Source organism: Paraburkholderia sp. RAU6.4a, assembly GCF_050435625.1.
Taxonomy (GTDB): Bacteria; Pseudomonadota; Gammaproteobacteria; order Burkholderiales; family Burkholderiaceae; genus Paraburkholderia; species Paraburkholderia tuberum.
In genome coordinates, this window is record NZ_JBNDKQ010000002.1 from 1,546,071 (window position 1) to 1,571,718 (window position 25,648).

Genomic DNA, 25,648 nt, shown 5'->3' on the forward strand with positions numbered 1-25,648 from the left:
ATTCGGAGTGATGCGGTATCCGCTTATACGAATTCTTGAGCGCACCGAAAGCTGAATCGCTTTCTGCACGGCATGCACGCGGTACAGCACCAGGTTGTCGCGCGGATCTACGGTCGTGGGCCTGCCGCAAAGATCCGCGCATTGATAGGCATGGCGCAATCCAGCGCGCCACTCGCGACCAGGCCTTTCGCTCCACTCAGGTGAAGCCGGTAAGGAAAGGTGCTCAACCGGCGTAGCGCTGAAACTGGCTCGTTCAACTACACTTCGTCGCCTGAGCGGACGGGCAAGGAGGAACGCGCTGGTCATCTGGGAACGAGCTGTAGATGCGGTGCTGTACGCGCTTAAACCGCGACCGCTAAAAGAGCCGCTGATGGATGCCGGATTCGCTCGTTGACAATGAGATCAGGACTCAACTCTTGTTTGTTGAACGACCCAAACTGGGCCGAAACCAGAAGTTCCTCTGCGTGCTCGCGCGAGGCCACGCAAGTACTAGTGCATGGTATGCGTGACGTGGAAATAGATTTCAGGCGCCTCATCGCGCCCCGTCCTGCGCTTCGCTGTCCGACGCATCAATGCACGCATATGCGACCCACGTACGAGATTTGCCGAAACCGCCGCATTGGCATCGCGGAGCGCAGTGGCCAGTTCGTGCGCAAATACGCGTTGAAACACCGCCAGCGCTCGTTCATTTCCTCTACCACCCGTTGCGAATAGCCAGCGAGCGAGTCACGACAACCATTTGCGGTATCGCGCTCGAACAACTCATCCGCTATCCGCTGCGCCGCCGTTTGCCGGTTATCCCGATTCGCCGGTTCACCAGCCTCGGTGGGTAGTTTCGCATCGCACTCTGGGAGCGCCATTTCGTCGGGCAAAGTCATCCCAGATGTCCCGCGCCATGCCTGCAACACGATCCGTAGCATACCGAATGTGGTCAGCCCGACATCGCCGTCGTTATAGAGGAAGCAGTACACGCACAACGTCAGCCAGCACACCAGCACGATCACACCGAAAGTCACGCGCGACAGCCGGCTCAGCACTCTCGCGCACAGCGAAAACAGAAACAGAACGGCGAACCATTCGGCGCTGATCGACCACGACACGAAGTTCCAGTTCGCTTCGCGACGAAACATCGGCCGACGAACACCAGAAACGTCACCAGATACAGCGGATACACGCGCGCAAACCGCTTGACGATAAACGATCGATAGTCGACCAAGCCGAACGCGGTCGCTCGCGAAGGAAGATACGTATAGGCAAGGATGAAGCCGCGCAGCATGAAAAAGATGTCAACGCCCCAAGCCCAGTTATCGACGAGTTGAACAATGCCCGGTGGCAGCCCCCTTCGTTGTCGGCAAAGTGATGAACGACGGCGAGCAACGCCGCGAATGCACGCAGCCCAGTCAGGCCGTAGATCTTTCGCATTGAATTGCCCGGCGATCACGCAAGTGAGCACGACGCAGCGCCAGGTAAAAGAGGTGCGGCCACGCGATGCGCGGCTCCCAGCGGCAAATAGTGTTGACGCAACGAGGTTGCGAGACAGGCCTACCCTCCTCGCGCAGCCGGCCTTCGGTATCGGCTGTTTGCAGACTGATGCGGGTGTGGTTGCCGGTTCACCCGACAACGGGTGAGAGGCCGACGGCAGCACGGCAATTGCATCGTATAAGTTCGCCGCAACGCGGTGTGTGCGCTAACACCCCACCTGATCGGTAAGGTCTCGAGGGTGCGCCGACGAGTCGCTTCGGACCTGATACAGCCGTTTGCGGTCAGCGTTGCGCCGCGTCCGGCGCGACGTCGTGGCGCAACGCATGGCCAGCCTGGTCGGGAACGTGGAGCGGGTCGTACGACCGTGGCATCGCGAGGTTGCGCGCAACGACGGTATCGGCCTGTGCGCTCGGCTGCTGGCGTGGCGCGCCGTATGCCGCTATCGCTTGCGCGGGTGCCGACGCGAACCACAAGATCCTGCCGGCGCATTCGATGCCAACCTGACGTCCGTTCCAGTAGACAGCGTTTTCCATCGCGACCTCTCCCCGAACATGAACAACGTCATCATCCGCGCTGCGCCTCGCGTGTCCGTCTGCCAGCGCACGTCGAGCCATCAGTAGTCGCTTCAATCATAGGTGGCCCGGTGCGCTGCGCATGACTTGTCACCAAATGAGGTCCTTTTGTCACAGCAATGCGGGAATCTGTTTGCCAACCCCTGTCAGTCAGTTGATTAACGACCAAATCTTTAAATAGTGTTTTGCGCGGTCAACGCGATGGGGAATGGGTCGTTTACAAAGAATTAGACTGCAAGTTATGCAATCGGCAAATTGCGTACGTTCAGTTCAGGAAAAGCGCAAAACCTGTCGATGCGGCAATGCACAAGTTTGTCACGTTTTAGTCATGCGACAACGTTAGATGCAGCGCGGCGAAAATATCGATCGGTCGTGCTGAAACATAGGCTGGGCATGGCTCGAGAGGGACTGGCAGAAGGAGCGGGACGAGATGATTTCGCGGTGGCAATTAAGCGGATCAAGCAGACCGCGAAACGCAGGTAATAGTCAGACGATAAATTTTATTCAATCCTTCCGCTGGTGTGTCGGCTTGTGCCGTTAAAGCAACAGAGTGTGTATGACTCGCATCGGACACTGGTGCGATGCAGGGAACGAGGCCGATAATCGATTCGCAAAGGAGAAAGATCATGGATGCCAAACCACCGAAGATTCCGACCCCGGACAAAGTTCTTTACCCGGATCCGGAACCTGTGGCCGTCGAGTTTTTGGGAGCCGAGCTGCCCGAGCATGTTCGCGCTTTCTTTGACGAACAACGCAAGTCGTGCGATCCGAAGTAACGGTTCCTTGGCGCGGCGCAGCATTCGCGCTCGTTGATTTCACGCGCAGCGAATACTCGCGTCCTCATTACGCGTCCGACATCTCCGCATGACGTTGGATCAGTTCGCCTGAGCACAGCAGTTGCACTGGGCCACGCGGCTCGACCGTGTACGCGCGTCCTTCTCTCGCCCACTTCGCCCCGACGATCCGTGTGAATCGACCCGGTGCTCGCAGGTTGCGGCGCATCATTTATTCTTCTGGTTTTCCGTCAACGGCCGCCCGGCCACGTCCACCTCATGAACCATTTGCATCGCTTCGGCGCGTCATGCGCGCTCGTCATCGCCGCCGCCTTCGCCTTCTCGCCCGCCCCCGCCCTCGCCGACGGTGACGACACCGCGCTCACGAGCCTGATCGCGCTGGTTTCGCAGCGCCTTGCACTCGCGGAACCGGTCGCACGCTGGAAGTGGGCGAACCACCAGCCGATCACCGATACGCCGCGTGAAAACGCGCTGCTCGCCGAGGTGGAAAAGCGCGCCGCGGCGGCAAACGTCGACCCGGCGTTCGCCCGCGCGTTCTTCCAGGATCAGATCGATGCGAGCAAAGACGTGCAGAACGCGCTCTTCGCGAACTGGCGTCGCACCCAGCCACCGCAAGGTCCCGCACCCGATCTCGCAACCAGCACCCGACCGCAGCTCGACAAGCTGACACAGTCGTTGATGGCGAGTCTGGCGCGCGTGCAGCCGCTGCGCGCGGCGGACGATTGTCCGTCGCGGGTCGCGCAATCGCTGGCTAACTGGAAGGCGCTGACGCGCTATGACTCTGCGCATTCGAGCGCGTTGACGCACGCACTAGGTCACGTGTGCGAAACGGGCGGAGTCGGCGCCACCGGCTGATTCCGGTAACGCCACGGCGCGCGCACGTCGCATAAGCGTCACGCGACGATGCTCGACTCAGGGCTGCGCGACACGCTCAACGGCATCACGCGCAGGCCTCGCGCCAGATGGCTTTGCAGGATACGGTACGTCGAGAGTTCGAACGACCCAGCCAGCATCGACGCATGCAGCTGCGCCGCCGCGACGAGCGAGGGCGCGTGCCCGAGGTAGCGCCAGCGATCGACCACGTGGAAGATACCCTGCGCGTCCTCACGCTCCTCGAACACGATGGGCCCCTCGAACGGCCACGGCGCGTTCGCGGGATCGCTCTTCGTCACGCGCGGCAAGCGGTTGTGGCCCGGCCGCAGCGTTGCGATCCACTGCGCCTCCGCGAGCATCGCGCCGAGTTCGCCGCCAGTCGCGTGCCATTCGACGCGTCGCACGAGCTGCGCTAGCCGCATATCCTTCGACGAACGCCGCTCGCCAGTCAGATGCGAGCGCAGCCGCTGACGCACGCGCACGCTGCGACCGACATACAGCGGCGCATCGTCTTCGCCATAAAACGCATACACGCCACAGCCAGCCGGCGCGGTGTCGAGCAAATCTTCGGTGATGTCGCCGGCGAGCCGGTAGCGACGCGTCGTGCGCTCGATCTGCGCGCGCAGCGCTTCCAGCGGCACGAGCGTCGGCAGACGCTGCCAGAACTGCCAGATCAGATCGGCGTCGGCGAGCGCGCGGTGGCGGTCGGACGGCACCAGCGCATGGCGTTCGACCAGCGCATCGAGACCGTGGCGCTTTTCGCCGGGAAACAGCGCGCGCGACAGCCGCACCGTGCACAGCACGTCCGGATCGAACGCGATTCCCGCGCGACGAAATTCGCTGCGTAAAAATCCGCGATCGAAACTCGCGTTGTGCGCGACGAACAGCTTGCCGTTCAAACGCTCGAACAACGCGGGCGCGATCGACTCGAACGTCGGTGCGCCGCGCACCATGTCGTTCGTGATGCCGGTCAGCTGTTGGATGAACGACGGAATCGGCTGCTGCGGGTCGATCAGGCTGCTCCAGCGCGAGACGCCGGCCAGCCCGACTTCGACGACGCCAACCTCAGTAATGCGGTGCTCGCTCGTGGAGCCGCCGGTCGTTTCGAGATCTACGAAAACGATGGGTGCATCGAGTGCCGGTTCCGGCGAAAGCAGTTCAGACATGGGACAAGGGATTCGGGCGCATGAATTTGCGGCAAGTATGCACCAGTTGGACGTTGCGCATCCAGACAGCGCCGCGTGCGCAGCTGGAAACTGCGTCGGCATGGACCGTCGATTTTGCGCTGAAATCCCGCAGACGCTTAAACCAGACCATTAATCCTGATGTAGTCAATTCGTTTCGATGGATTATCTTCCGACAATAATGCGTATTGTTGAACCACGCAGTTACCGAAGATCCGACCTGGGAGACATCTAGATAAAAATTAAAACCCTCGCGCGACGGCGAGGGTTTTTCGCTCCCGATTGCGCGGGCGGCGCGCCCAGCCCAGCGCATTTACAGCGGCTGAATGTTGGCCGCCTGCTTGCCCTTCGGGCTGGTCTTGACTTCAAAAGACACGCGCTGGTTTTCCTTCAACGACTTGAAGCCCTCGCTGCGGATCTCCGAAAAGTGTGCGAACAGATCCTCGCCACCCACATCCGACGTGATGAAGCCAAAACCCTTAGCATCGTTGAACCATTTGACGACACCAGTTTCCATTTCCTGTTTTCCCTCGGTGATTTATCCAAAGCGGGCGTTGCCCTTGAATCGATCCAACCCCGATTCAATTGCCTATATCTGATCAAGACAGAAACAGCCAATCAAATTCGGCTTTGCCGTTATACGGGGAACAGAGAATGACCGTCAAGTAAACTTTTCATATGCGTTTAGCGTATAAAAAGATAAGACTTCAAACTACACGGATATAGGTCGGCGCGTCAAATTTACCTGAACGAAAATAATCCGAGTCCGCAAACGGGAAAATTTGCGAAAATATGCAATACGAATGTAACAAAGTCTATCTTTGCGTAAGTGTTTGTCCGACTTGTTGCGGCGCCGCCTCACTCGCATGATGCAAGTCAGTTGTAGCGATGCGCTTCAGGAGGTTGCCATGCTGTCCAAGGAAATTCACCGTCTCTTCACCTGGCTCACTCATTCGCACGCAAAGGTCATATCAGACCAGCCCGCACAGATCGGGGATTCACGCACCGTTTTCGACTTCGATCCGATGTGGCACGGAGACCACTGGCAGAACCTGCTCTCCTCGCCAATGGATGCGCGCCGTTATGTGATGGAAGACTGGAGCGTGCCCGCGCAGGCGGACTGGGACGACGTGGAAGGTACTGCGCCCGCTCATTAGAGACATTCGCGAAACTCGTCCGCCATAAAAAAAGCGCGACTGGAAGGTCGCGCTGACAAAGGTTTGGAGATCTTTTTCGTCAACGAAAAAGTCTGCTTCGGAAAGCAGAGATAACAGTATAGCGGTCATATGCAAGTTCGATTATTCACACAATTAACAATCGTCTATTGCCGCCACAACAACAATCGTTTTCTCGCATTTCTTCCCGTTGTTTTTCCGCATCGTTCGATGTCGCGAATCAGCAACGCGCTTTAGGAAAATTCAGACGCCGAATCCGCCCAGTCGGCGCAAAGCCTTTATCCATAAGGCTCGAATGGCGATTAACGATCGTTTCTCCTCGCGTAATACTTTATTGCGCGAATCGGAACGCCAACTCCCGGAAGTGTCTCTCTACACTCTGCCTAATCGGAAACCGGCGCGGATCTGGTCAACGCGCTTCTCACGCGGATTCGGCTTCTCGCAGCGCTCGCGTGAAGGTCTCCTAAGCCAGGGTTTTATATCTCTCTCGCTCTTGGAGTTATATCAATGAAGAAGACACTCATGGTCGCTGCCCTGTCGGGCGTTTTCGTAACGGCAGCGCACGCGCAAAGTAGCGTCACCCTGTATGGCCTGATCGACGCCGGAATCACTTATACGAACAACCAGCATCCGAATCCGAGTAGTAACCAGCACGGCGCCAACGTGGCGATGACGAGCGGCTCGGTGAACGGCAGCCGTTTCGGCCTGCGTGGCGCTGAAGATCTGGGCGGCGGTCTGAAGGCCATCTTCACGTTGGAGAACGGCTTCGGCATCAATGACGGCACGCTCAAGCAGAACAGCCGTCTGTTCGGCCGTCAGGCCTTCGTCGGTCTGTCGAGCGACCAGTTCGGTGCCGTGACCCTCGGCCGTCAATACGACAGCATGGTCGACTACGTCGGCCCGCTGGCACTGACCGGCACGCAGTACGGCGGCACGCAGTTCGCGCACCCGTTCGACAACGACAACTTGAACAACTCGTTCCGTATCAACAATTCGGCCAAATTCCAGAGCGCGAACTACGGCGGCTTCAAGTTTGGCGGCTTGTACGGTTTCTCGAACCAGGCTGCCGGCTTCGCCAACAACCGCGCTTACAGTGCGGGCGCGTCGTATAACTGGGGCGGCCTGAACGTTGCCGCTGCGTACATGCAACTGAACAGCAATGGCGCGAACAGCGCAGCCGCTGCGTTCAACTCGGGTGGCGCGGTGTCGGGCGACAACACGTTCTTCGCTCAGCGTCAGCAAACGTGGGGCGCAGGCGCCAACTACGCGTTCGGCCCGGCAACGGTCGGCCTCGTGTACTCGCAGACGAACCTGCATGGCTTGGCAGGTATCAGCGCGGCCGCATCGGGCATAACGAGCGGCATCGGCTTCCCGACCAACAGCGCTCAGTTCCAGAACTTTGAAGCCAACGCCCGTTACGCGCTGACGCCGGCAATCAGCATCGCTGGCGCGTACACGTACACCCGCGCCAACCTGTCGAGCTCGCACGTGCACTGGAACCAGGTCAACCTGCAAACCGCGTACGCATTGTCCAAGCGTACCGACGTGTATCTGCAAGGCGTGTATCAGGCAGCAAACGAAGACTCGATCGTTAACGCCTACATCAATGGCGTGGGCGGTGCTTCGGGCAACAACAAGCAAGTCGCTGTGACCGCAGGTCTGCGTCACCGCTTCTAAGCACTGCGCAAGGACTGGCAGTAGAGAAGGCGCCGTTCGCGGCGCCTTTTTTTATGTCCGTGCCGACGTGGGTTTTTGCCGCTTTGTGCGCAGGCCCGCGTGCGTGCACGTGAGCCCAGGTCCTCGCCAGAGGCCTAGCGGCCGCTATCAGGCAACGGATACTTGACGTCGAGAATGTCGATCGACTGCGGACCGGCCGGCGTGAACAGCGTGACCGTATCGCCGACTTTAGCCTTTAGCAGCGCACGCGCAATGGGCGAAATCCAGCTTACGTGCCCGATGTCCAGGTCGACCTCGTCGACACCGACGATCGTCACCTGATGCTCTTCGCCGTCCTCGGTCGCATAGTCGACCCTCGCGCCGAAAAACACCTGGTCGACGTTTTCCTGCCGGCTGCTATCGACGACCTCGGCTAGATCGAGCCGCTTGGTCAGAAAACGGATGCGCCGGTCGATTTCCCGCAGACGGCGTTTGCCGTAGATGTAGTCGCCATTCTCCGAGCGGTCGCCGTTCGACGCCGCCCACGACACGAGCTTGACAACCTCGGGCCGCTCGACATCGATCAGATGCAGCAATTCATCACGCATGCGCCGATGACCGGCGGGAGTCATGTAGTTTTTGGTGCCTGCGGGCACGTCGGGCTGGGCGATGTCGAGATCGTCATCGTTGTCTTCGCTCGACTCTTTGACAAAGGCCTTGTTCATAATCATCCGTTAACAGCAACTAGCAACAATCTCATAAAAGGTTACACGATCGGGCCGGCGACACAAATCGCCGTGATGGGCTTCCGTTTTTCAAATCTGTTGGCTATAATCTCGTTTCTGTGTGCGGCTGTAGCTCAGTTGGATAGAGTACTTGGCTACGAACCAAGGGGTCGTGGGTTCGAATCCTGCCAGCCGCGCCACCTTATTCGAGAGCGCCCTTACAGGGAGCTCTCAGGTTTCATCAGTTTTATAGTAAGCATCACCGTTTTGCGTGCGGCTGTAGCTCAGTTGGATAGAGTACTTGGCTACGAACCAAGGGGTCGTGGGTTCGAATCCTGCCAGCCGCACCACCTGTGAAGGGCCTTCCAACCGGAAGGCCCTTTGTTTTTTCTGGCGCACCATGCCGTGCCCGTGCGCCAGCAGCAACTCATCGCGGCGGCGACTGGATATCCCCAATTTGCCCATCCGGGTGCGGCAAGTCCTCGACGACCCCGCCCACCGTTTGCTCGCTGATCGTGTCGGTCCGCATGCCGGTCAGTGCCTGGCGCTCGCGCAGCACGTCGTCGACGGTATCGCCGAAACGGCTCACGACAAACGCCCGCAGCAAAGCAATGCGCAGCGAGTCGCCCATTCCCTCCGAGGCTCGCTGCCCGCCCTTGAACTCAGCGACGCATACCGCGCCTTTATCGCTCTGCTCGCGCACGTCGATCCGCATCGCGCGCTCGAGCACAACGGCAGCCGCCTCCCATGATGCGGAAGGCGTGAAACGCCCGTCCCACGGACGACCACGATCGTTGCCGCGGATCGCAACAGTCTCGCCACTATCGGTAAAGTAGATTTCGCGCACGAAGTCGTGCAGGCTGCGCGCCACCCAGTAATCGAGCGCCACGTCAGCGAGGTCGGACACGTTCATCTGCGTTCCCCCTGGAGTTCAGGTGAGACCTGCCTTGAGTTATATCCTGAGCCGCCGGACGAAAGATGCCTGACTGGCGTGAAGCGCCCCAGTCCAAGCTGCGCCGACGCCCAGCCGGAAGCCGTTCAGTAGTCCGCGCGCTCGCGGTCGATGCGCATGCCGCCGTCGTGGCGGTGATGCCCCTCTTCGCTCGGCCGCTCACGCGTGATGCGCATCACATCGGGATTCGTGCGCACGCGCCGCATCACATTGGCCAGATGCACCCGGTCGCTGACCTGGATCACGAAGCGCAGAATCGTGGATTCCTGCGACAGATCTTCGTCCATCGCGATATGGACGATGTTCGCGTCCGCCGATGTGATGTCGGCCGCTACGCGGGCGAACACGCCCTTGGTGTTCTTGACCAGTACCTTGACCGCGACATCGAACAGCCGCCCCGGCTGCGGTGCCCACGCGACGTCGATCCAGCGGCCCGGATCGCGCCGGTGGATACGCTGCGCGACGCGGCAGTCGGTGGTATGAATCGCCATGCCGAGACCGATGCCGATATAGCCCATGATGTCGTCGCCCGGAATCGGACGGCAACACGCGGACAGTTGCACCGACATGCCCTCGGTACCGGTGATGACGACCGGCGGCGCGTGCGGCGTCGAACCGGACTCGGAGCGCGAGCCGTCGTCGTCGGCGTCGCGCCCGCTCATCAGCACTTCGATGCGCTTGGCCATCACCGCGGCGACCCGCCGGCCGAGACCGATGTCCGCGAAAATTTCCTGACGGTTCTTGTTGCCCGTCCACTGCACGAGCTTTTCCCACGCCTCCGGCGTCACATCCGATAGCGCAAGGCCATAGCCCTTCAACGCCTGATCGACGAGACGCTCGCCGAGCTGCACCGACTCGTTCAGACGCATCGTCTTCAGATAATGACGGATCGCCGAGCGCGCCTTGCCGCTGCGCACGAAGCCGAGCCATGCGGGGTTCGGCTTCGAATACGGCGCCGTGATGACTTCGACGATGTCGCCGCTCTTCAGTTCGGTACGCAACGGCAACAGCTCGTTGTTGATCTTCACCGCGACGCACTGGTTGCCGAGGTCGCTGTGGATCGAGTACGCGAAGTCGAGCGCGGTGGCGCCGCGCGGCAGCGCCATGATCTTCGACTTCGGCGTGAACACGTAGACCGCATCCGGGAACAGGTCGATCTTCACGTGCTCGAGGAATTCGCTCGAATCGCCCGCTTCGCTCTGAATGTCGAGCAGCGACTTCAGCCACTGGTGTGCGCGCATCTGCACGTCGTTCAGATCCGCGCTGCCGTTCTTGTACAGCCAGTGCGCGGCAACGCCCGCCTCGGCGATCTCGTGCATCTTGCGCGTGCGCACCTGAAACTCGATCGGTGCGCCGAACGGGCCGACGAGCGTGGTGTGCAGCGACTGATAGCCGTTCACCTTCGGGATCGCGATGTAATCCTTGAACTTGCCCGGAACAGGCTTGAAAAGCGCATGCAACGCGCCGATGCAGGTATAACACTCGAGCGCGCTCTCGACGACCACGCGAAAACCATACACGTCGAGCACCTGCGAAAACGACAGCTGCTTGTCGCGCATCTTCTTGTAAATGCTGAAGATGGTTTTCTCGCGACCGGTGACTTCGGCGTCGAGCTTCGCGTCCGCAATCGCGCGCTGCACCGATTCGAGAATCTTGCCGACCACCTCGCGACGATTGCCGCGCGCCGCCTTCACGGCTTTTTCGAGTGTCGCGTAACGGTGCGGGTTGAAGTTCGCGAAACTCAGGTCCTGCAGCTCGCGATAGGTATTATTCAGGCCGAGCCGGTGAGCGATCGGCGCGTAAATGTCTAGCGTTTCGCGCGCGACACGGCGACGTTTCTCCGACGGCACCGCGCCGAGCGTGCGCATGTTGTGCAGCCGGTCGGCGAGCTTCACGAGGATCACGCGCACGTCACGCGCCATCGCGAGCAGCATCTTGCGGAAGTTCTCCGCTTGCGCTTCCTCGCGATTGCGAAACTCCATCTTGTCCAGCTTGGACAACCCGTCGACCAGTTCCGCGACCTTCGCGCCGAAGCGCTCGGCGAGCTCCGCCTTGGTCACGCCCTGGTCTTCCATCACGTCGTGCAGCAGCGCCGCCATGATCGCCTGGGCGTCGAGATTCCAGCCCGCGCAGATTTCCGCGACGGCGACCGGATGCGTGATGTAGGGCTCGCCGCTCTGGCGATACTGGCCGAGGTGGGCTTCGTCGCTGAAGTGGAACGCCGCCTTGATGTCCTTGATCTCTTCCGGCTGCAGATAGCCGGACAGCGCAGACGTCAGATTGGCGATGGAGACGACGTCATGCCGGCGCGGCTGCTCCGGCGTGGCGGTCGGCCCGAACAGATGGCGAAACGACTGCTCGAGGACCGCGTCGATGTACTTGCGTGCAGAGGACGGCGAGTCGGTGTCGTGCTCCGCTTCCGTGGCGGTGGGCGGGGTAGCACTCATGGTCGCCTCCGGTAGCGGTCAGGGTTGGACGCAGTTCTGCACGTTGAGCAATCCGGTGTGGCGAATACCGGCAAGTCGAAAACGAAAATCCGTGCGCCTTAGACCGGCACCTTCTTCAGCATTTCGACGCCGACCTGACCCGATGCGATTTCACGCAGCGCGAGGACGGTGGGCTTGTCGCGGCTTTCGATTTTCGGCGTGTGGCCTTGAGCGAGCTGACGCGCGCGATAGGTTGCGGCAAGCGCGAGTTCGAAACGGTTCGGGATCTGTTTGAGGCAGTCTTCGACGGTAATGCGGGCCATGTTGGGTTCCTTCTCAGTATGTTGCTTATTCTACCTTATGTGCTTGACACCACGCCGCGCTCACGCGTGCGGCAGGTGGATGCCGAGCTGCATGAAAAGCTGCGTGTGACGCGCGTACTGCGATGCGAAGCGCGAGCGCGTCGCGCCGACGAGGCACTGCAACTCCGCCAGCGCGCGATCGAAATTCTCGTTGATCACGACGTACTCCGCTTCGGCCGCGTGCGCGATCTCGCCGCCCGCCGCGAGCAAGCGTCGCGTGATTACGTTCGGCTCGTCCTGGCCGCGCTTTTTCAGACGCTCTTCGAGCGCTTCGAGCGACGGCGGCAGAATGAAAATCTCCACCGCGTTGTTGAATTGCTTCTTCACCTGCTGCGCACCCTGCCAGTCGATTTCGAGCAGCACGTCATGGCCGTTTTTCATCTGCTCCTCGATCCACACGCGCGACGTGCCGTAATAGTTGCCGTGCACTTCCGCGCTTTCGAGAAACTCGCCCGCGTCGTGACGCTGCATGAAATCTTCGACGCTCGTGAAGTGATAGTGCTCGCCGTCCTGCTCCTTCGGACGCGGCGGGCGCGTCGTGTAGGAGATCGACAGACGGATCGCGTCGTCGCTCGCGAGCAACGCGTTCACGAGCGTCGACTTGCCCGCGCCCGACGGCGCGACGACCATGAACAGGTTGCCGGGATAAGCGCCGGCGTACGAATGGCGCGCCGCGCCGGTTTCGCGTGGATGGTGGTCGGTCATGATGTGTGGTGCTCCAGCCTTATTCGAGATTCTGTACCTGCTCGCGCATCTGTTCGATCAAGAGCTTCAGCGTCATCGACGAATCCGCGAGTTCCTTCGCCGCCGCCTTCGAACCGAGCGTGTTCGCTTCGCGGTTCAGCTCCTGCATCATGAAGTCGAGCCGCTTGCCGACCTTGCCGCCCTTCTCGATCACGTGACGCGTTTCGTTCAGGTGCGCGGTGAGGCGCGACAGTTCTTCGGCGATGTCGATGCGAATGCCGTACATCGTCACTTCCTGGCGAATCCGCTCGTTGATCTCTTCGCGCGACACGATCGTCACGGCCGCATCCGGCGCGGCGATGCCGAGCGCTTCCTGCAGACGCTCGACGATTTTCTGCTGATGTCGCGCAATCAGCTCGGGCACGAGCGGGGTGATCTTCACGACGATCGTCTCCATTTCGGTGACGTTGGCGAGCAGCATCGTCGCGAGTTGCGCGCCTTCGCGCGCGCGCACGTCGATCAGGTCCGCGATCGCCTGCTTGCCGCATCCGAGCACTGCTTCGCGCAGCGTCTCGGGCGCGATGCCGCTTTCGGCGAGCACGCCCGGCCAGCGCAGAATTTCGCCGGTGCGCAGACGGCCGGCTTCAGGAAACGTGCCGAGCACCGTGCGTTCCAGCTGCGCGAGTTGCGCGAGCGCGTCGCGGTTGATCGCGCCCGCGTTCGCCGACTGCTCGCTGCGCTGCAGATTCACGCGAATGTCGACCTTGCCGCGCGACAGCTTGTTCATCAGCATCTCGCGCAGCGTCGGTTCGACGACGCGCACGTCTTCCGGCATGCGGAAGTTCAGATCGAGAAAGCGCGAGTTCACCGTGCGCAATTCGACCGACACGCTGACGCCACCCGTGCCCGAGGCTGCCACGAGTTCGCGCGTGGCGCTCGCATAGCCAGTCATGCTGTAGATCATCGTATTTCTCGCGATTGGGGCCATGCGGTAGACGATGGCCTGAGAAGCGGATCGCCCGGCGTGTACGAGACGCGGGGCGGGGAATCGGCATTATCCCATTTTTGTTGCAGCCATCCGTATGGGCAACCGCCCTATCCGATCGGCGGTAAAATTAGCGTTTTTCCTCCACCCTCCTCCAGCCCATCCCGACCCATTCCGACATGAGCAACGACACCCAACGCCCCAGCGGCCGCCAGCCCCACCAGTTGCGCGACGTGCGCATCACGCGTCACTACACGAAGCATGCGGAGGGCTCGGTGCTGGTCGAATTCGGCGACACCAAGGTGATCTGCACCGCGAGCGTCAGCGAGAGCGTACCGCCGTTTCTGCGCGATCGCGGCCAGGGCTGGCTCACCGCCGAATACGGCATGCTGCCGCGCGCCACCCATACCCGCAGCGACCGTGAAGCCGCGCGCGGCAAACAAACCGGCCGCACGCAGGAAATCCAGCGGCTGATCGGCCGCGCGCTGCGCTCGGTGTTCGATCTCGAGAAACTCGGCGCGCGCACGCTCAATCTCGACTGCGACGTGATCCAGGCCGATGGCGGCACACGCACCGCGAGCATTACCGGCGCGTTCGTCGCCGCGCATGATGCGGTCGCCAGATTGCTTGCCACGGGCCGCATCGAAAGCTCGCCGATCCTGGATTACGTCGCCGCGATTTCGGTCGGCGTGTACGACGGCGTGCCGGTGCTCGACCTCGACTACGACGAAGACTCGCAGTGCGACACCGACATGAACGTCGTAATGACGGGGGCGGGCGGCTTCGTCGAAATTCAGGGCACCGCGGAAGGCGTGCCGTTCTCGCGCGAAGAAATGAATGCGCTGCTCGATCTCGCGAGCGACGGCATCAGCACGCTGATCGCGAAGCAGAAAGAGGCGCTGGGAGTGCAGCAGTGAATGAGGTTCGTCAGGACAGTGGCGGGAACAATGCTCACGGCGTAACGTCGGCAATGCCACTGAAAAAGGTCGTGCTCGCGTCGAACAACGCGGGCAAGCTGCGCGAATTTGCGGCGCTGCTCGGCGCGGCCGGCATCGAGTTGATCGCGCAAGGCGAGCTCAACGTGCCGGAAGCGGAAGAACCGCATCCCACCTTCGTCGAAAACGCGCTGACGAAGGCCCGTCACGCTGCGCGGCTCACCGGCCTGCCCGCGCTCGCCGACGACTCGGGCCTTTGCGTGCGCGCGCTGCGCGGCGCGCCGGGCGTCTACTCGGCCCGCTTCGCGCAACTCGCCGGCGGCGAGAAAAGCGACGCGGCGAACAACGCGCGCCTCGTCGACGAACTGCGGGACGTGAGCGACCGCCGCGGCTATTACTACTGCGTGCTCGCACTCGTGCGTCACGCGGACGATCCCGAACCGCTGATCGCCGAAGGCCGCTGGCATGGCGAAATCCTGGACGCGCCGCGCGGCGAGCATGGCTTCGGTTACGACCCGTACTTCTATCTGCCGTCGCTGAACGCGAGCGCCGCCGAACTCGAGCCGGCGGTCAAGAACGCGAGCAGCCATCGCGCGATCGCGCTGCGGCAACTGCTCGCGCGTCTGTCGGAGGAAGCGTGATTCCGATCCGATCGACGCCGGCGGACATCGGCAAGGGTGTCGTCAGTGCGTTCACGTCGCCGGGCAGCATCCGTTTGACGTCGCTGCCGCCACTTGCGCTGTACGTGCATTTCCCGTGGTGCGTGCGCAAGTGCCCCTACTGCGACTTCAATTCGCACGAGTGGAAAGGCGAGACGTTCCCGGAGAACGATTACCTCGACGCGTTGCGCGCCGACCTGGAAATGGCCTTGCCACTGATCTGGGGCCGCCAGGTGCATACGGTGTTCATCGGCGGCGGCACGCCTAGTTTGCTGTCGGCGGCGGGGCTCGATCGCATGCTGTCGGATATTCGCGCGCTGCTGCCGCTCGACGCCGACGCGGAAATCACGCTCGAAGCGAACCCCGGCACGTTCGAAGCCGACAAGTTCGCGCAGTTTCGCGCGAGCGGCGTGAACCGGCTGTCGGTCGGCATCCAGAGTTTCAACGAAACGCATCTGAAGGCGCTCGGCCGCATTCACGACGCGGCGCAGGCACGCCACGCGGTCGAAGTCGCCGCGACCACGTTCGACAACTTCAACCTCGACCTGATGTTCGCGCTGCCCAGGCAAACGCTCGCCGAATGTCAGGCCGACGTGCAAACGGCGTTGTCGTTTGCCCCGCCGCATCTGTCGCTGTATCACCTGACGCTCGAACCGAACACGCTATTCGCCAAGTTTCCGCCCGCGTTGCCCGACGATGACGCGTCCGCAGACATGCAGGACTGGATTCATCAACGCACCGCCGAGGCCGGCTACGGGCGCTACGAGGTGTCCGCGTATGCGCAGCCGCATCGGCAGAGCAAACACAATCTGAACTACTGGCGCTTCGGCGACTATCTCGGCATCGGCGCGGGCGCGCATACGAAGCTGTCGTTTCCTAATCGCATCGTGCGCCAGGCGCGCTACAAACATCCGACCACGTTCATCGAGCAGGCCAGGGCTGGTGCGAGCGTGCAGGAAGAGCATGAGGTCGGGCCGCGCGATCTGCCGTTCGAGTTCATGCTGAACGCGCTGCGCCTGGTAGAAGGATTTCCGGTACATCGGTTCATCGAGCGCACGGGCCTGTCGATCACGACGATCGAGCCGGCGTTGCAGGAAGCGGAACAGCGCAAGCTGATCACACGCGACCACGAACGGATCGCGCCGACGCCGCTTGGGCAGGCGTTCCTGAACGACTTGCAGGCGCTGTTTCTGAAAGATCCGCAGTGATGGCGGGTCGGCCGGACTCGCAACGAGGTCTTTTCGGGTTACAATTTGCGGCTTGGAGGTGTGGCCGAGTGGTTTAAGGCACCGGTCTTGAAAACCGGCGAAGGAGCAATCCTTCCGTGAGTTCTTATACGGACCCTCGGAATTTGCAACCAATCCAGTCCCGCTAAGATAAGCCAGCCCTGCCGTTCGCTTTGCGCGAATTTCTGCCATTCATGGATGAGCGCCACGCTGCTACAAAGATTTCCGCAGTACGTCGGCGCTCTTCCGTAGCTTGAACAGTCGCCTCCAAATTTGGCGTCAGCCCACCCATTCAGCGAATCCCTTTGCGTTCAGGGCCTCCACTTTCGCCTGCTTTGTTGACCCGGGGATGGCAAGTACAAGCAAATCTCCGGCTCGGGTGACTGCGACATAGCCAATTCGCCCCTCCTCGTTGACTGTGCCTCCCAGCAGGCTGCCGAGTGACTGGGGATTCGTAACATAGAGAACAGCCGGGATGCTCTCCCCCTTCGCCCGGTGTACGGTGGACACGCGAATGTCATGGCCCTTAGCCGAGATGAGACCGTCTTGAACTAACGAGTGCGCTCCGAAGGCCTTAGTCGTCACGTTCATGTACCAGCTGGCGCGTTTAACGAGGCCGCACCTGCTTTCAATTTCGGCAAGCAAGGCTGGCAGTCGCTTTTTAAGTTCCGCGTGCCATTGGTCGCCCGGTAGACCGCCATGTGGAATTCCGGTGGCATCATCACGCAAAAAAATCCAGACAAGTTTGCGCAGGGACCGAGCAACCTCATCCCTAGCCCCTGTCGCAATCCTGGTCCGAAGCCCGTTATCCGCTACTTCAAGCAGGCGCATCGTGCCGTCCAGGGCCCGGTCGAAAGCCACTGCGATGTCTCCTTTAACATCTCGATTTATCACGGCTTCTGCGAAGAGCTTTGTCGCTCCTTGACCAAAGGCATCCCTCCCACCGCTCAATTGATATGAGAGTGAAGTGCCGCGAGCCAAGATGGCGGCCTCCGCACGCGAGTAGTTGTTCTGGTCAAGAAGCGTAGCGAATGTAGTGATTAGGTTTGCAAGCTGGTTGCTCTCATACCTCAAAAAATACGCACCATGCTTGCGGTCTGGCACCTCACGAATCGGGGTGCTCAAAGTCCCGGCAATCCCGTTTGAAGCGGCCACGACCTGAGAGACAGAGCGGCGATTTTCCGTTATCGGCTGGTCCAAACCGTGCGGCAAAACTTCGAAGTCTCTCAAAAAACTTCCGTCGGCATCCGCGAACTCATAGATAGCCTGGTTTGGGTCGCCAACCAGAGCCAGAACACTTCCGGCTTCTTCGAGCAGAGCTAGAGTTCGTCCATGCAAAGACCCAATGTCCTGCGCCTCATCGACAAGGATGTGCGGATACCTCCTCGCGAGAATTTGAGGCAGCCTTTCAACTTTCTCCAGAGCAATCATCGCCCAAAGGCGGCCTAATGCATGGGTGTATGCGCCCGTTTTCCCCAATGCGGCCACGGCTGCAATCGCTCTCGCGTCTGGCAAGACAACGTCTGTGACCGAATTCACGAATTCCCACTGTCCGGCTCCAGCGCTCCGCACCTCCACGTCGACTATAGAAACCGGCCTGGTTCCATCAAACACCGAGTACGTCGAATTCTCAAGGAATCGCTCCCTTCCGTGAACAAGGAATGGTCGACAAGTGCAGTTCATTACCTGCGCTGCATGCGCGGCGAGAATGTTGTTCGCGATGAACGAGTCCACTGTGCAGATGAGAACTCTGTCAGACAGATTTTCATACTGTGACGAAACTGCAGCGTACTCGGTACGGAAGGTGTCAACTGCAACATTCGAGTATGAAAGCAAGACCGCGAAGCCTTTCGATGCGCTCATACGGCGGCGGACTTCGACGAGACGACGCACCGCGGTCGCGGTTTTACCGCTTCCCGCACACGCAATGACCTTTATCGGCACCAGTTCTGCGTCTAGAATCGCCTGTTGTTCCTTCGTGGCTTCGAAAGTCATGTCTTATGCCTTGGTGACGAAATCGAGAGCATCTTTGATATATAGGGGTATCTCTACCTTACCTTCCTCATCGTTGATGGCCGCGGCAAGCGCCTGCGCATAGCGTCCCTTCTGCACGTCAGTCCCTTCATCCCGCTTGAACATCCCTCTAAAAAGTTCTTTCGCCTTGTCACTATCGACTGCCGCGTCGACCTTCTCCTCCAGCGCCTTGCCGATTGTCGGGTGAATATCTTTTAATGCGGAAATCATCACCGCACGATTTTCCTCGTGGAGAGCAAAATCATATTCGAGTGTTTTCTTTGCGAAGAACGACTGCACCCATGCGGACTTGCCCGCGTCCAGCAATTTAGCGTTTGCCGACAGCACCGTAGTGTCGGTGAGAGATGGATATGCATCAGCCGGCGGGTCCGCATCTGATATGACGGCAACCCGAATGTTCAACGCGTTGTCGCCAAACAAAGGCAGAAAGCAGTCGAAGTTCAAGCCATCGGTACTAAGCAAGCTGACAGAGCTCCTCTTGAGGTCGTAGCCAGCCTTCCTTGCCAGCGCGTCAACGATAAACAGTTCTGCAGCGCCTTCAACCAGAATTACCCTACGAGCGAAGAACAACTCCGCCCGCGTAACGTCCAGATAGCGCTGGAGCTTGTCTTTCTTTGAGGTGGGTTTGAATTCGACACTCCGTGGACAGAATGCCTTTACCCCGCTGGGAGTTCGATGCACGCAGCACAACGTATCGACGTCTGCGATGCTCGCAAAATTCGGTGAGTGACTTGATACAAAAATCTGTACAGTAGCAGCGACGCCCTCTTTCGCCTCTTTACTTTGCAAGAACTGAAGCAGCACTCCTTGGAGCTGCGGGTGAAGATGTGCCTCGGGTTCCTCGATTATCAACGCGCGATAGGCCGCGTCCGGATTGGTCTCCAATTCGCTCAGGACTACCGCCATGTAAAGCAGGTTGTTATAGCCCAGCCCGTTTGACTCCACATCGAACGAATCAACTTCCAGTTGCAGACGTGCCGCTATGCGCTGAAAGTCCGGTGCTGTGAGCCCCACAGAGAGCTGTTGCTTCAGCTCGTCGCCAAGCATGTCTTTTTGCTGCCGGTCAATAGCTTTCTGTGTGCTGGCAACAGGCGTCTGCTTCTCAAGTTCGGCTTCGAATTCCCTGACAAGCTGGACGATATTGTCTTTCTCGTTGGGAGTAGCGAGGCGCCCCAACAACCTTGCAAGCTGGCTGCTGCGACTCGGCCGAAGGCCTGAAGCAGGGTCCCGAAGTGGCGGAAGGTAAATTGCGCGCAGGTCCTCCAGCATTTCAGCACTTACACCGTTATCTTCATGGTCACCGCACCAGCGTTTTGGGCGCAACCTGCCGTTTGTCGTCGCTGTGTACCGTATATTGAACTGCGCTTCGTACGTTCCCGCTGGAGTTGACGGCTTGAGCGCTGCGGCAAAGTCGGCTTCCTCGTCAAGGTTGAGCCCACTGAAGGTATAGCGGAACAGGATTTCTGCGGCTCGTTTGCCTTCGGCATTCAAATGCAAGTCAGTCTCGTCGAGACGTAGCGAGCCTTCCTCAGTTGTCGCAAGCAAAGCACGCAAAGCATCTATGACGGCCGTCTTGCCGGCGTTGTTCTCCCCAATAATTATGTTGAGCCCCGGTCGGAACGACAATGCCGCCTCATCGATTTTCCGAAATCCTTTGACCGTTAGTTTGGCCAAGTACATACGCTGGTCTCCCCTCGCGCCTTTAGATGGTCGCCACCTCGACCTACCTCGCATCATACGAATTGTCAACGTCCAGTGGTAAATTAATAACAGCCTTTTATCGACATCAGAATAGCGCGAGGCACCGCCCCGCTCGGCCTGACACATAACTCACGGAATAAATCTCCCGCGACCTAAAATTTTAGAACGTGACGGCACACGCGCTCTCAACTCCGACAAATTTTTTGCCGGTCATTGCGAAAGTGGCTGAAGCGTTATCGTCGGCAATTCGAAAAACGTCATGCGGGATGAGAGATATTCGTAAATGCGACGGCATATCTTGTCGTTACGGCCCGCTGCCAACTCCTTTTCCCGACGACTGAGGTTCTAGAATTTTTCCGAGAACGCCTACAGCTCATGTTTCGAAGTTATTAAAAACTTTTACTGTTTTCTCCTAAAATTTTAGCTAAAAAAAGTGCTTTTTTCTAAGAAATTTTTATTTTTGTAGGGATTACCCGCGGTTGATTGATTGGTTGCACACGTCGACATTTGTGCCTGACATCACTGCACAAGGAGGTGGACGGTGCTAACGAACGTAAAGATGGAGAAGGCCAAATATGGCGTAAAGTCGACGAAACGACTTGTTCATAAGAGAGGCAATCAAGAAATCAAAGTCTTTTCGGTCTTCTCAATTAAATGTACGAAAGACTCTGTCGCGACTAGACTTCGATATGCGAATGTCAATGCCCGATTTATCGACTTTTTAATTCAATCGCAAGCTTGTAAGTCGCCGCCGTGCAAACGTCAAGTGCTTATAGACGGCTACCTCTCGTTTCTAGATTACGGGTCCGATTCAATCCTTAACGACTCATCGCATCCTGCATACCAGCTGGAAGACTTCCGCTGGCTTATCGAAGTCGCCAGCGTAATTTCGCAGAAACCTCTTCAGCCTAAAAGCTTTGACAACATTATCCCCGCTCTCAACCACCTCCTGAGCGCGGCCTCAGCCGTATTTACCGAGGACCTGGCGCGGATGGCTCACGACCCGTCGTATCAACCGGACACTATTGCGGTGGTGCTGGCGGCACCTGCCGACTTCCTCCCGCGGCATTTTCGCGACCGCGAGTTTTACGTCAATGCCCACAGCGCGATTGCGGACTCGATACGTCCTGGCGGTGAACGCGTGCAGCGGCCACGACGATTAGGCCAAAGAAATCGCAAACAGCAGCAAGACCGCTACGGAGTGCCCTTGACCCTTGATGAAGTTAAACAGGTAATCGAGCACGCCGCGAATTCTCGCGACGCCTCGTTTTGGTCACTTATGGCAGCAGCAGGACTGCGTCCGCATGAGGTTCTCAACACTCAGTGGGAGGACTTCGACCTCGAAACGGGAAAACCGTTTGTGCTGGACCCCGCTGGCCGTCGACTAGGCAGGAACATCACAGAAGAAGAGTTGATTAAGTTTAAGGGCAGGGTCATGTCAGAAACACACCTTATTGGGCCGCTGCGCGGCCTGTTGTATGAATCACTGGCCGCATACTACAAAGATTGGTTTATTCCATACCCGCCGGGCTCGCCTTCGAACCATATTTTTCAGTACGTCGAGCCTGCTCGTCGCGGAGAACCTTATTTCACAGTGACTAATGAAGCGCTCAATGATGCGTTCAAGGCAGCGTGCGAACGTGCGCAGATACGCCCGCCGATGAACAATCCCGAACACGAATGGACGCTGTACTCGCTTCGTCACTTTTACGGCGACTATCTTACTAATGAGATGGGGCTGCCTCTTAGCGACACGCAAACATGCATGGGCCACGCGTCCGCGAGTTCAACAAGGGGGTATGCCCGCACGAGCAGAAAGAAGACAGAAGCCGCGTTCGAGGCCGATGACAAACACCGCATGTCGAATTTCGCTCCTAGTCGAAAAGGCGATAACAAGTGATTAATCTCACCTCGCGAATCCAATGTGTCGGCAACGACGGACTTCCCACCGAAGTTGTCAGCAGTGTTGTCAATCAGGTTTGCGCCATTACCGTCGCGCACGCTGACACGGTCAGAAAATCGCATCGCCGTTCAAGTCCTTACGCATTCAGCAAGCTCTTTTCCGTAGAAGCCCGGCGGGAGGCGCACATTCTCGACCTTGAGTTCCTGGATGAAAGCCTTGAGCTGACGTGCGCAAATCAAATCCACCGGAAGTTCAATGCTCTGAAAAAATATACTGCGTCGCCTAAACCCTCTGGCGATGAAATGGCTTATGTAGTAAGGGGCTTAAGACTCGTTCTCCTGAGGTTATGGGACTTAGGAGCGATAGTGTTACCGACTAGATTTCTAGCCAGAGACGCTGGTAGCGCTTTCTCTTGGGACACACTTGCCAACATGCCATCCACACTAGAGTCGTCAAAGGCGCACTATGTTTTTCACCTTCTGCGTGCTACTGACTGGAAGCGTTGCGAGGACGTAAGCATCGCTGAAGCTGCAGCTTTCCTACGTGCACAGAATTTAGCGCGAACCTCGGCGAATACGGAGCAAATTACAACGTCTCCTATTCCTGTCCACGAATTTTTGGCTGACGTTATTCGTCAGCAACCTGACCGCGCGAGATATACCGAGTCCGACTTAAATCGTCTATCTCTTTGGGCAATATCGCGCCAGCATGTTTTAACGTTCCCTGAATTTTGTGACAGCCACTATCCACCAAGACCAAGTTCCCGTGAATCAACTAGCACCGGTCAACGCGCAAGCACAGTCGCACGAAAACCCCGCCAGCAAAAACGGGATACGCAGCAGCAGCAGGCAGAACACCTCGAAAAAATACTGACGTCCACGAGCGAAGCACCCATCGCCCTTCACGCGGGTGTCCTCAGCTACTTTGAACAAGTAGATACGTTCCGCCTTGCGGTGGAGCAAAATCTGGACGGCACATGGACTTTTTCACCTAGACCGCACGCGGCCATTCCCGACGCGGCATTCCACCCTTGGAAAATTTCATGGGATAGGTTTATGGCGCACCGACAACTAAAGGGCATACAAACGTTGACCGCTGAAGGAGCTGCTCGGTCCATACTTTTCAAGTACATTTTTTGTTACCTTTACTGGTGGAAAGAAATCTTCCCAAGTGGAATAGCAAGTATCCCCACCCATCCGAGCGAATTCACGACCTTCCCGTTTGTCAGCAATCTCCACCTTCACAGCTTTGATGGCAACTCAGGATTTGAAGTCGAAATCCAGAATTTTCCTCTACCGATTCGCGATTTCATTCGCTTACTTCGCAAATCCAATTCGTCTGCGAACAGCACCATTCGAATCTTACGTCTGTATTTCCAGTTTGTTATTGATTATTTCAATAATGATAAGAAAATAGCCAAAAGACCCTTCACCAATCCGATTACTGCCGACATCAATTTCCCAGAGAGCAAACCCGCGCGCACAACCAAAGTTACTTTTCCAATAAACGTGGAGGGCCACTTTAAAGCATATCTTTACGCCGTCGAAGCATTTGGAGAATTTCTGCTCGGCTCGTCTCTTGATGGGGGGTTGCAAGGATATTCGGCCTTACGTGCCAATCTCCCGCGGCCAGACATTTGGGACACCTCGCTCGCGGGATACGTTCCTATTTATTGGTACCGCGGCAAGTTCCACCCGGTTAGATTTATGCCCTCAGTATATTTTTTTGCCCCTCGCAAAGTCAAATTGAAGGATTCTTCAATTTCGACATTAGTGATACCCCATCTGACAACTTTGCGCCTCTGCTTGGTCGGTACCGAATCAGGACTACGCTTCCAGCATGTTCAGTGGCTGGACATTAATACTTGGGACGAAGGAAATACAAAGGAGAATTTGGATTATCGATTTCACTATGCGCCTCCCGGAGAATGGATTTATGACATTTCTATCAATACCGACAAGCAACGCACTGATGCTTGGGAATCGCTGATTGTCTATAGAGCAAGGTCAGTATTGTTGCGGGAAGAATTATTCCAAACAAATATATGCCAAGACGCATCGAAAACACCAGTCCTATATGAAGGACGAAAGAACACGCCATTCGCCCCGGTCACCGTGCTCTTTCAAAGTCATACGGGCAGCGGCAAACCAGTCGGCGACGAGACCTACCAAGACTGTTGGGTCGAGCTTATGTTTGGTTTCCAGAAACACTATCGTGAACTTTATCCCACGACGGAAATTCGCTTCGTTCACATCAAGCCGCCCGTCGACCCAGAACACGCGAAAAAGGGAATAACGGACGAAGGGGTTGAGTACTCGCATCTAAACTACAAGGCTATCTCAACACCTCATTCGTCCAGAGCCACCTTCGTTACCAACCGAGGCCATCAACTCGAGGTGGGCGAGATAGGTGAGATTGTCGGCCACCAGACTGAAAGCGCTGTCACCTATTATACGCGTCCGCATCGCGCCGACACAGCGGCAAGATTCGCATCCGCTGACGCTGCTGGTTATGCTGATTTTTTGCCTTTGGACCAAGATGTTTTTATTAGGGCAGACAAGCCCGACAGTGCGCTAGTCACTGCGTTCAAGGCTGACCGCGACGCCACCATCAAGGATTTCCGCTTCGCCAGTTCATTTGTCCTCTGGAACCTTGAGGAATTGCGGTCCCTCGCCGATGGTGCGGACACGCTTTTGAGAGAGGCGCCGATGGCGCAAATCGCATTTCACGAAACCCATATCTGTCCCGTTGGAGATGATTGTCCTGAAGAGGTCGTATCGGCGCTTGGTGGCGCGCGACGGTGCGGCGGATGCCCCTTGGCGATGAGGTGTGTCGAACACATCCCAGCGATACACGCAAAAGCAAACGTGTTACGCGCCCGCATCCGCTTTGCCGTAGCGAAGGAAAAAGAAATGACGAAGAAAGGAGAACCAGATATCGCGGTCGACGCAATTTGGGAATCTCGGAATGTTGACGTGACGGAATTGCTCGGTTGGATGCACAGCTTGAAAGTACTCGAGCAAGTCTTACAGCAGGCGCTAGATGGCAAGAAAAGCGAGAAAGTCTACTTCGTGAACGAGCCAGACATTGTCAAATTGAAACTTCAGCGGTTCTCCCGTCGACGCTAGCCTCGGCCTTCAATTAGCGACGCAAATCATAGAAGCTGAAGCATATCCATCTTTTAAAACTAGCGAGCTGGACATCCAGGCCAAGGCGTTAAGGCGACGCATTCTCGCTGGCACAGATAACCTAGAACTGGGTGACGAGTTTTACAACGCATCACCGACCTCGTCCGTCGTCTCACTTTTGCGGGTGCTCCG

General features: G+C 58.1%; 21 protein-coding genes and 3 tRNA genes. 12 read left to right on the forward strand and 12 right to left on the reverse strand.

Annotated features, from left to right (window positions below; all coding sequences use genetic code 11):
* Positions 1-569: 569 nt before the first annotated feature.
* Both OKW40_RS11825 and OKW40_RS11830 read right to left on the reverse strand, forming a co-directional pair.
* A complete protein-coding gene (locus OKW40_RS11825) occupies positions 570-1,130 on the reverse strand; it encodes a hypothetical protein (protein WP_184058056.1) in 561 nt (186 codons plus the stop codon).
* A 633-nt stretch (positions 1,131-1,763) separates the two neighbouring features.
* Positions 1,764-2,015, reverse strand: a complete 252-nt coding sequence (locus OKW40_RS11830; RefSeq protein WP_184053110.1) for a hypothetical protein — start codon at positions 2,013-2,015, stop codon at positions 1,764-1,766.
* A gap of 665 nt (positions 2,016-2,680) precedes the next feature.
* Here OKW40_RS11830 and OKW40_RS11835 point away from each other — a divergent pair.
* The gene (locus OKW40_RS11835) at positions 2,681-2,830 is read left to right on the forward strand and encodes a hypothetical protein (RefSeq protein WP_018421453.1); all 150 of its coding nucleotides are present in this window, start codon (positions 2,681-2,683) and stop codon (positions 2,828-2,830) included.
* Between the two features lie 276 nt (positions 2,831-3,106).
* Positions 3,107-3,703: a chorismate mutase gene (locus tag OKW40_RS11840; RefSeq protein WP_184023301.1), complete on the forward strand. Its 597-nt coding sequence runs from the start codon at positions 3,107-3,109 to the stop codon at positions 3,701-3,703.
* A gap of 38 nt (positions 3,704-3,741) precedes the next feature.
* Here the strand turns inward: OKW40_RS11840 and OKW40_RS11845 are convergent, their stop codons facing one another.
* Both OKW40_RS11845 and OKW40_RS11850 read right to left on the reverse strand, forming a co-directional pair.
* Positions 3,742-4,887 (reverse strand): exonuclease domain-containing protein, encoded by a 1,146-nt coding sequence (locus OKW40_RS11845; RefSeq protein ID WP_429404755.1) that lies wholly within the window; start codon positions 4,885-4,887, stop codon positions 3,742-3,744.
* Between the two features lie 331 nt (positions 4,888-5,218).
* Complete coding sequence (locus OKW40_RS11850) at positions 5,219-5,422, reverse strand: cold-shock protein (RefSeq protein ID WP_018421456.1); 204 nt, start codon at positions 5,420-5,422, stop codon at positions 5,219-5,221.
* Positions 5,423-5,813: 391 nt separating this feature from the next.
* Between OKW40_RS11850 and OKW40_RS11855 the strand changes: the two genes are divergently transcribed.
* Both OKW40_RS11855 and OKW40_RS11860 read left to right on the forward strand, forming a co-directional pair.
* Positions 5,814-6,062: a hypothetical protein gene (locus OKW40_RS11855; protein ID WP_184058062.1), complete on the forward strand. Its 249-nt coding sequence runs from the start codon at positions 5,814-5,816 to the stop codon at positions 6,060-6,062.
* Between the two features lie 525 nt (positions 6,063-6,587).
* Complete coding sequence (locus OKW40_RS11860; protein WP_090801447.1) at positions 6,588-7,757, forward strand: porin; 1,170 nt, start codon at positions 6,588-6,590, stop codon at positions 7,755-7,757.
* A gap of 134 nt (positions 7,758-7,891) precedes the next feature.
* Here the strand turns inward: OKW40_RS11860 and greB are convergent, their stop codons facing one another.
* Positions 7,892-8,461 carry a transcription elongation factor GreB gene (gene greB, locus OKW40_RS11865; protein ID WP_429335170.1) on the reverse strand — a complete coding sequence of 190 codons (570 nt, stop codon included), beginning with the start codon at positions 8,459-8,461 and terminating at the stop codon, positions 7,892-7,894.
* Between the two features lie 123 nt (positions 8,462-8,584).
* Between greB and OKW40_RS11870 the strand changes: the two genes are divergently transcribed.
* Positions 8,585-8,661, forward strand: a tRNA-Arg gene (locus OKW40_RS11870).
* 73 nt (positions 8,662-8,734) lie between these two features.
* Positions 8,735-8,811: transfer RNA gene (locus OKW40_RS11875), tRNA-Arg, on the forward strand.
* A 77-nt stretch (positions 8,812-8,888) separates the two neighbouring features.
* Here the strand turns inward: OKW40_RS11875 and OKW40_RS11880 are convergent.
* The 5 genes from OKW40_RS11880 to OKW40_RS11900 form a co-directional block, all read right to left on the reverse strand.
* Positions 8,889-9,374, reverse strand: a complete 486-nt coding sequence (locus OKW40_RS11880; protein WP_429404753.1) for a phage protein NinX family protein — start codon at positions 9,372-9,374, stop codon at positions 8,889-8,891.
* Positions 9,375-9,499: 125 nt separating this feature from the next.
* A complete protein-coding gene (locus OKW40_RS11885) occupies positions 9,500-11,860 on the reverse strand; it encodes a RelA/SpoT family protein (RefSeq protein WP_184023294.1) in 2,361 nt (786 codons plus the stop codon).
* A 98-nt stretch (positions 11,861-11,958) separates the two neighbouring features.
* A complete protein-coding gene (gene rpoZ / locus OKW40_RS11890) occupies positions 11,959-12,162 on the reverse strand; it encodes a DNA-directed RNA polymerase subunit omega (RefSeq protein ID WP_008921215.1) in 204 nt (67 codons plus the stop codon).
* A 60-nt stretch (positions 12,163-12,222) separates the two neighbouring features.
* Positions 12,223-12,906, reverse strand: coding sequence for a guanylate kinase (gene gmk / locus OKW40_RS11895; protein WP_090801453.1), 684 nt, complete (start codon positions 12,904-12,906; stop codon positions 12,223-12,225).
* A gap of 19 nt (positions 12,907-12,925) precedes the next feature.
* Positions 12,926-13,849, reverse strand: coding sequence for a YicC/YloC family endoribonuclease (locus OKW40_RS11900; RefSeq protein ID WP_090801455.1), 924 nt, complete (start codon positions 13,847-13,849; stop codon positions 12,926-12,928).
* Positions 13,850-14,049: 200 nt separating this feature from the next.
* On the opposite strand from OKW40_RS11900, the gene rph reads away from it, so the two are divergent.
* The 4 genes from rph (at position 14,050) to OKW40_RS11920 (ending at position 16,808) form a co-directional block, all read left to right on the forward strand.
* A complete protein-coding gene (gene rph, locus OKW40_RS11905; RefSeq protein ID WP_090801456.1) occupies positions 14,050-14,787 on the forward strand; it encodes a ribonuclease PH in 738 nt (245 codons plus the stop codon).
* Positions 14,784-15,446, forward strand: a complete 663-nt coding sequence (gene rdgB / locus OKW40_RS11910; protein WP_184058066.1) for an RdgB/HAM1 family non-canonical purine NTP pyrophosphatase — start codon at positions 14,784-14,786, stop codon at positions 15,444-15,446. Before rph ends, rdgB begins: the two co-directional genes overlap by 4 nt.
* Positions 15,443-16,672 (forward strand): radical SAM family heme chaperone HemW, encoded by a 1,230-nt coding sequence (hemW, locus tag OKW40_RS11915; RefSeq protein WP_429489826.1) that lies wholly within the window; start codon positions 15,443-15,445, stop codon positions 16,670-16,672. Before rdgB ends, hemW begins: the two co-directional genes overlap by 4 nt.
* Before the next feature lie 57 nt (positions 16,673-16,729).
* Positions 16,730-16,808 (forward strand) — tRNA-Ser (locus OKW40_RS11920).
* Positions 16,809-16,969: 161 nt separating this feature from the next.
* On the opposite strand, the gene OKW40_RS11925 is transcribed toward OKW40_RS11920, so the two are convergent.
* Positions 16,970-18,685: a UvrD-helicase domain-containing protein gene (locus OKW40_RS11925; RefSeq protein ID WP_429489828.1), complete on the reverse strand. Its 1,716-nt coding sequence runs from the start codon at positions 18,683-18,685 to the stop codon at positions 16,970-16,972.
* A 3-nt stretch (positions 18,686-18,688) separates the two neighbouring features.
* A complete protein-coding gene (locus OKW40_RS11930) occupies positions 18,689-20,404 on the reverse strand; it encodes an ATP-dependent nuclease (RefSeq protein ID WP_429489830.1) in 1,716 nt (571 codons plus the stop codon).
* 580 nt (positions 20,405-20,984) lie between these two features.
* Between OKW40_RS11930 and OKW40_RS11935 the strand changes: the two genes are divergently transcribed.
* Entirely contained in the window at positions 20,985-22,325 is a 1,341-nt protein-coding gene (locus tag OKW40_RS11935) for a tyrosine-type recombinase/integrase (protein WP_429489832.1), read from the forward strand.
* Positions 22,322-25,456: a hypothetical protein gene (locus OKW40_RS11940; RefSeq protein WP_429489833.1), complete on the forward strand. Its 3,135-nt coding sequence runs from the start codon at positions 22,322-22,324 to the stop codon at positions 25,454-25,456. The genes OKW40_RS11935 and OKW40_RS11940 overlap by 4 nt, the downstream gene beginning before the upstream one ends.
* The last annotated feature ends 192 nt before the right edge of the window (positions 25,457-25,648 follow it).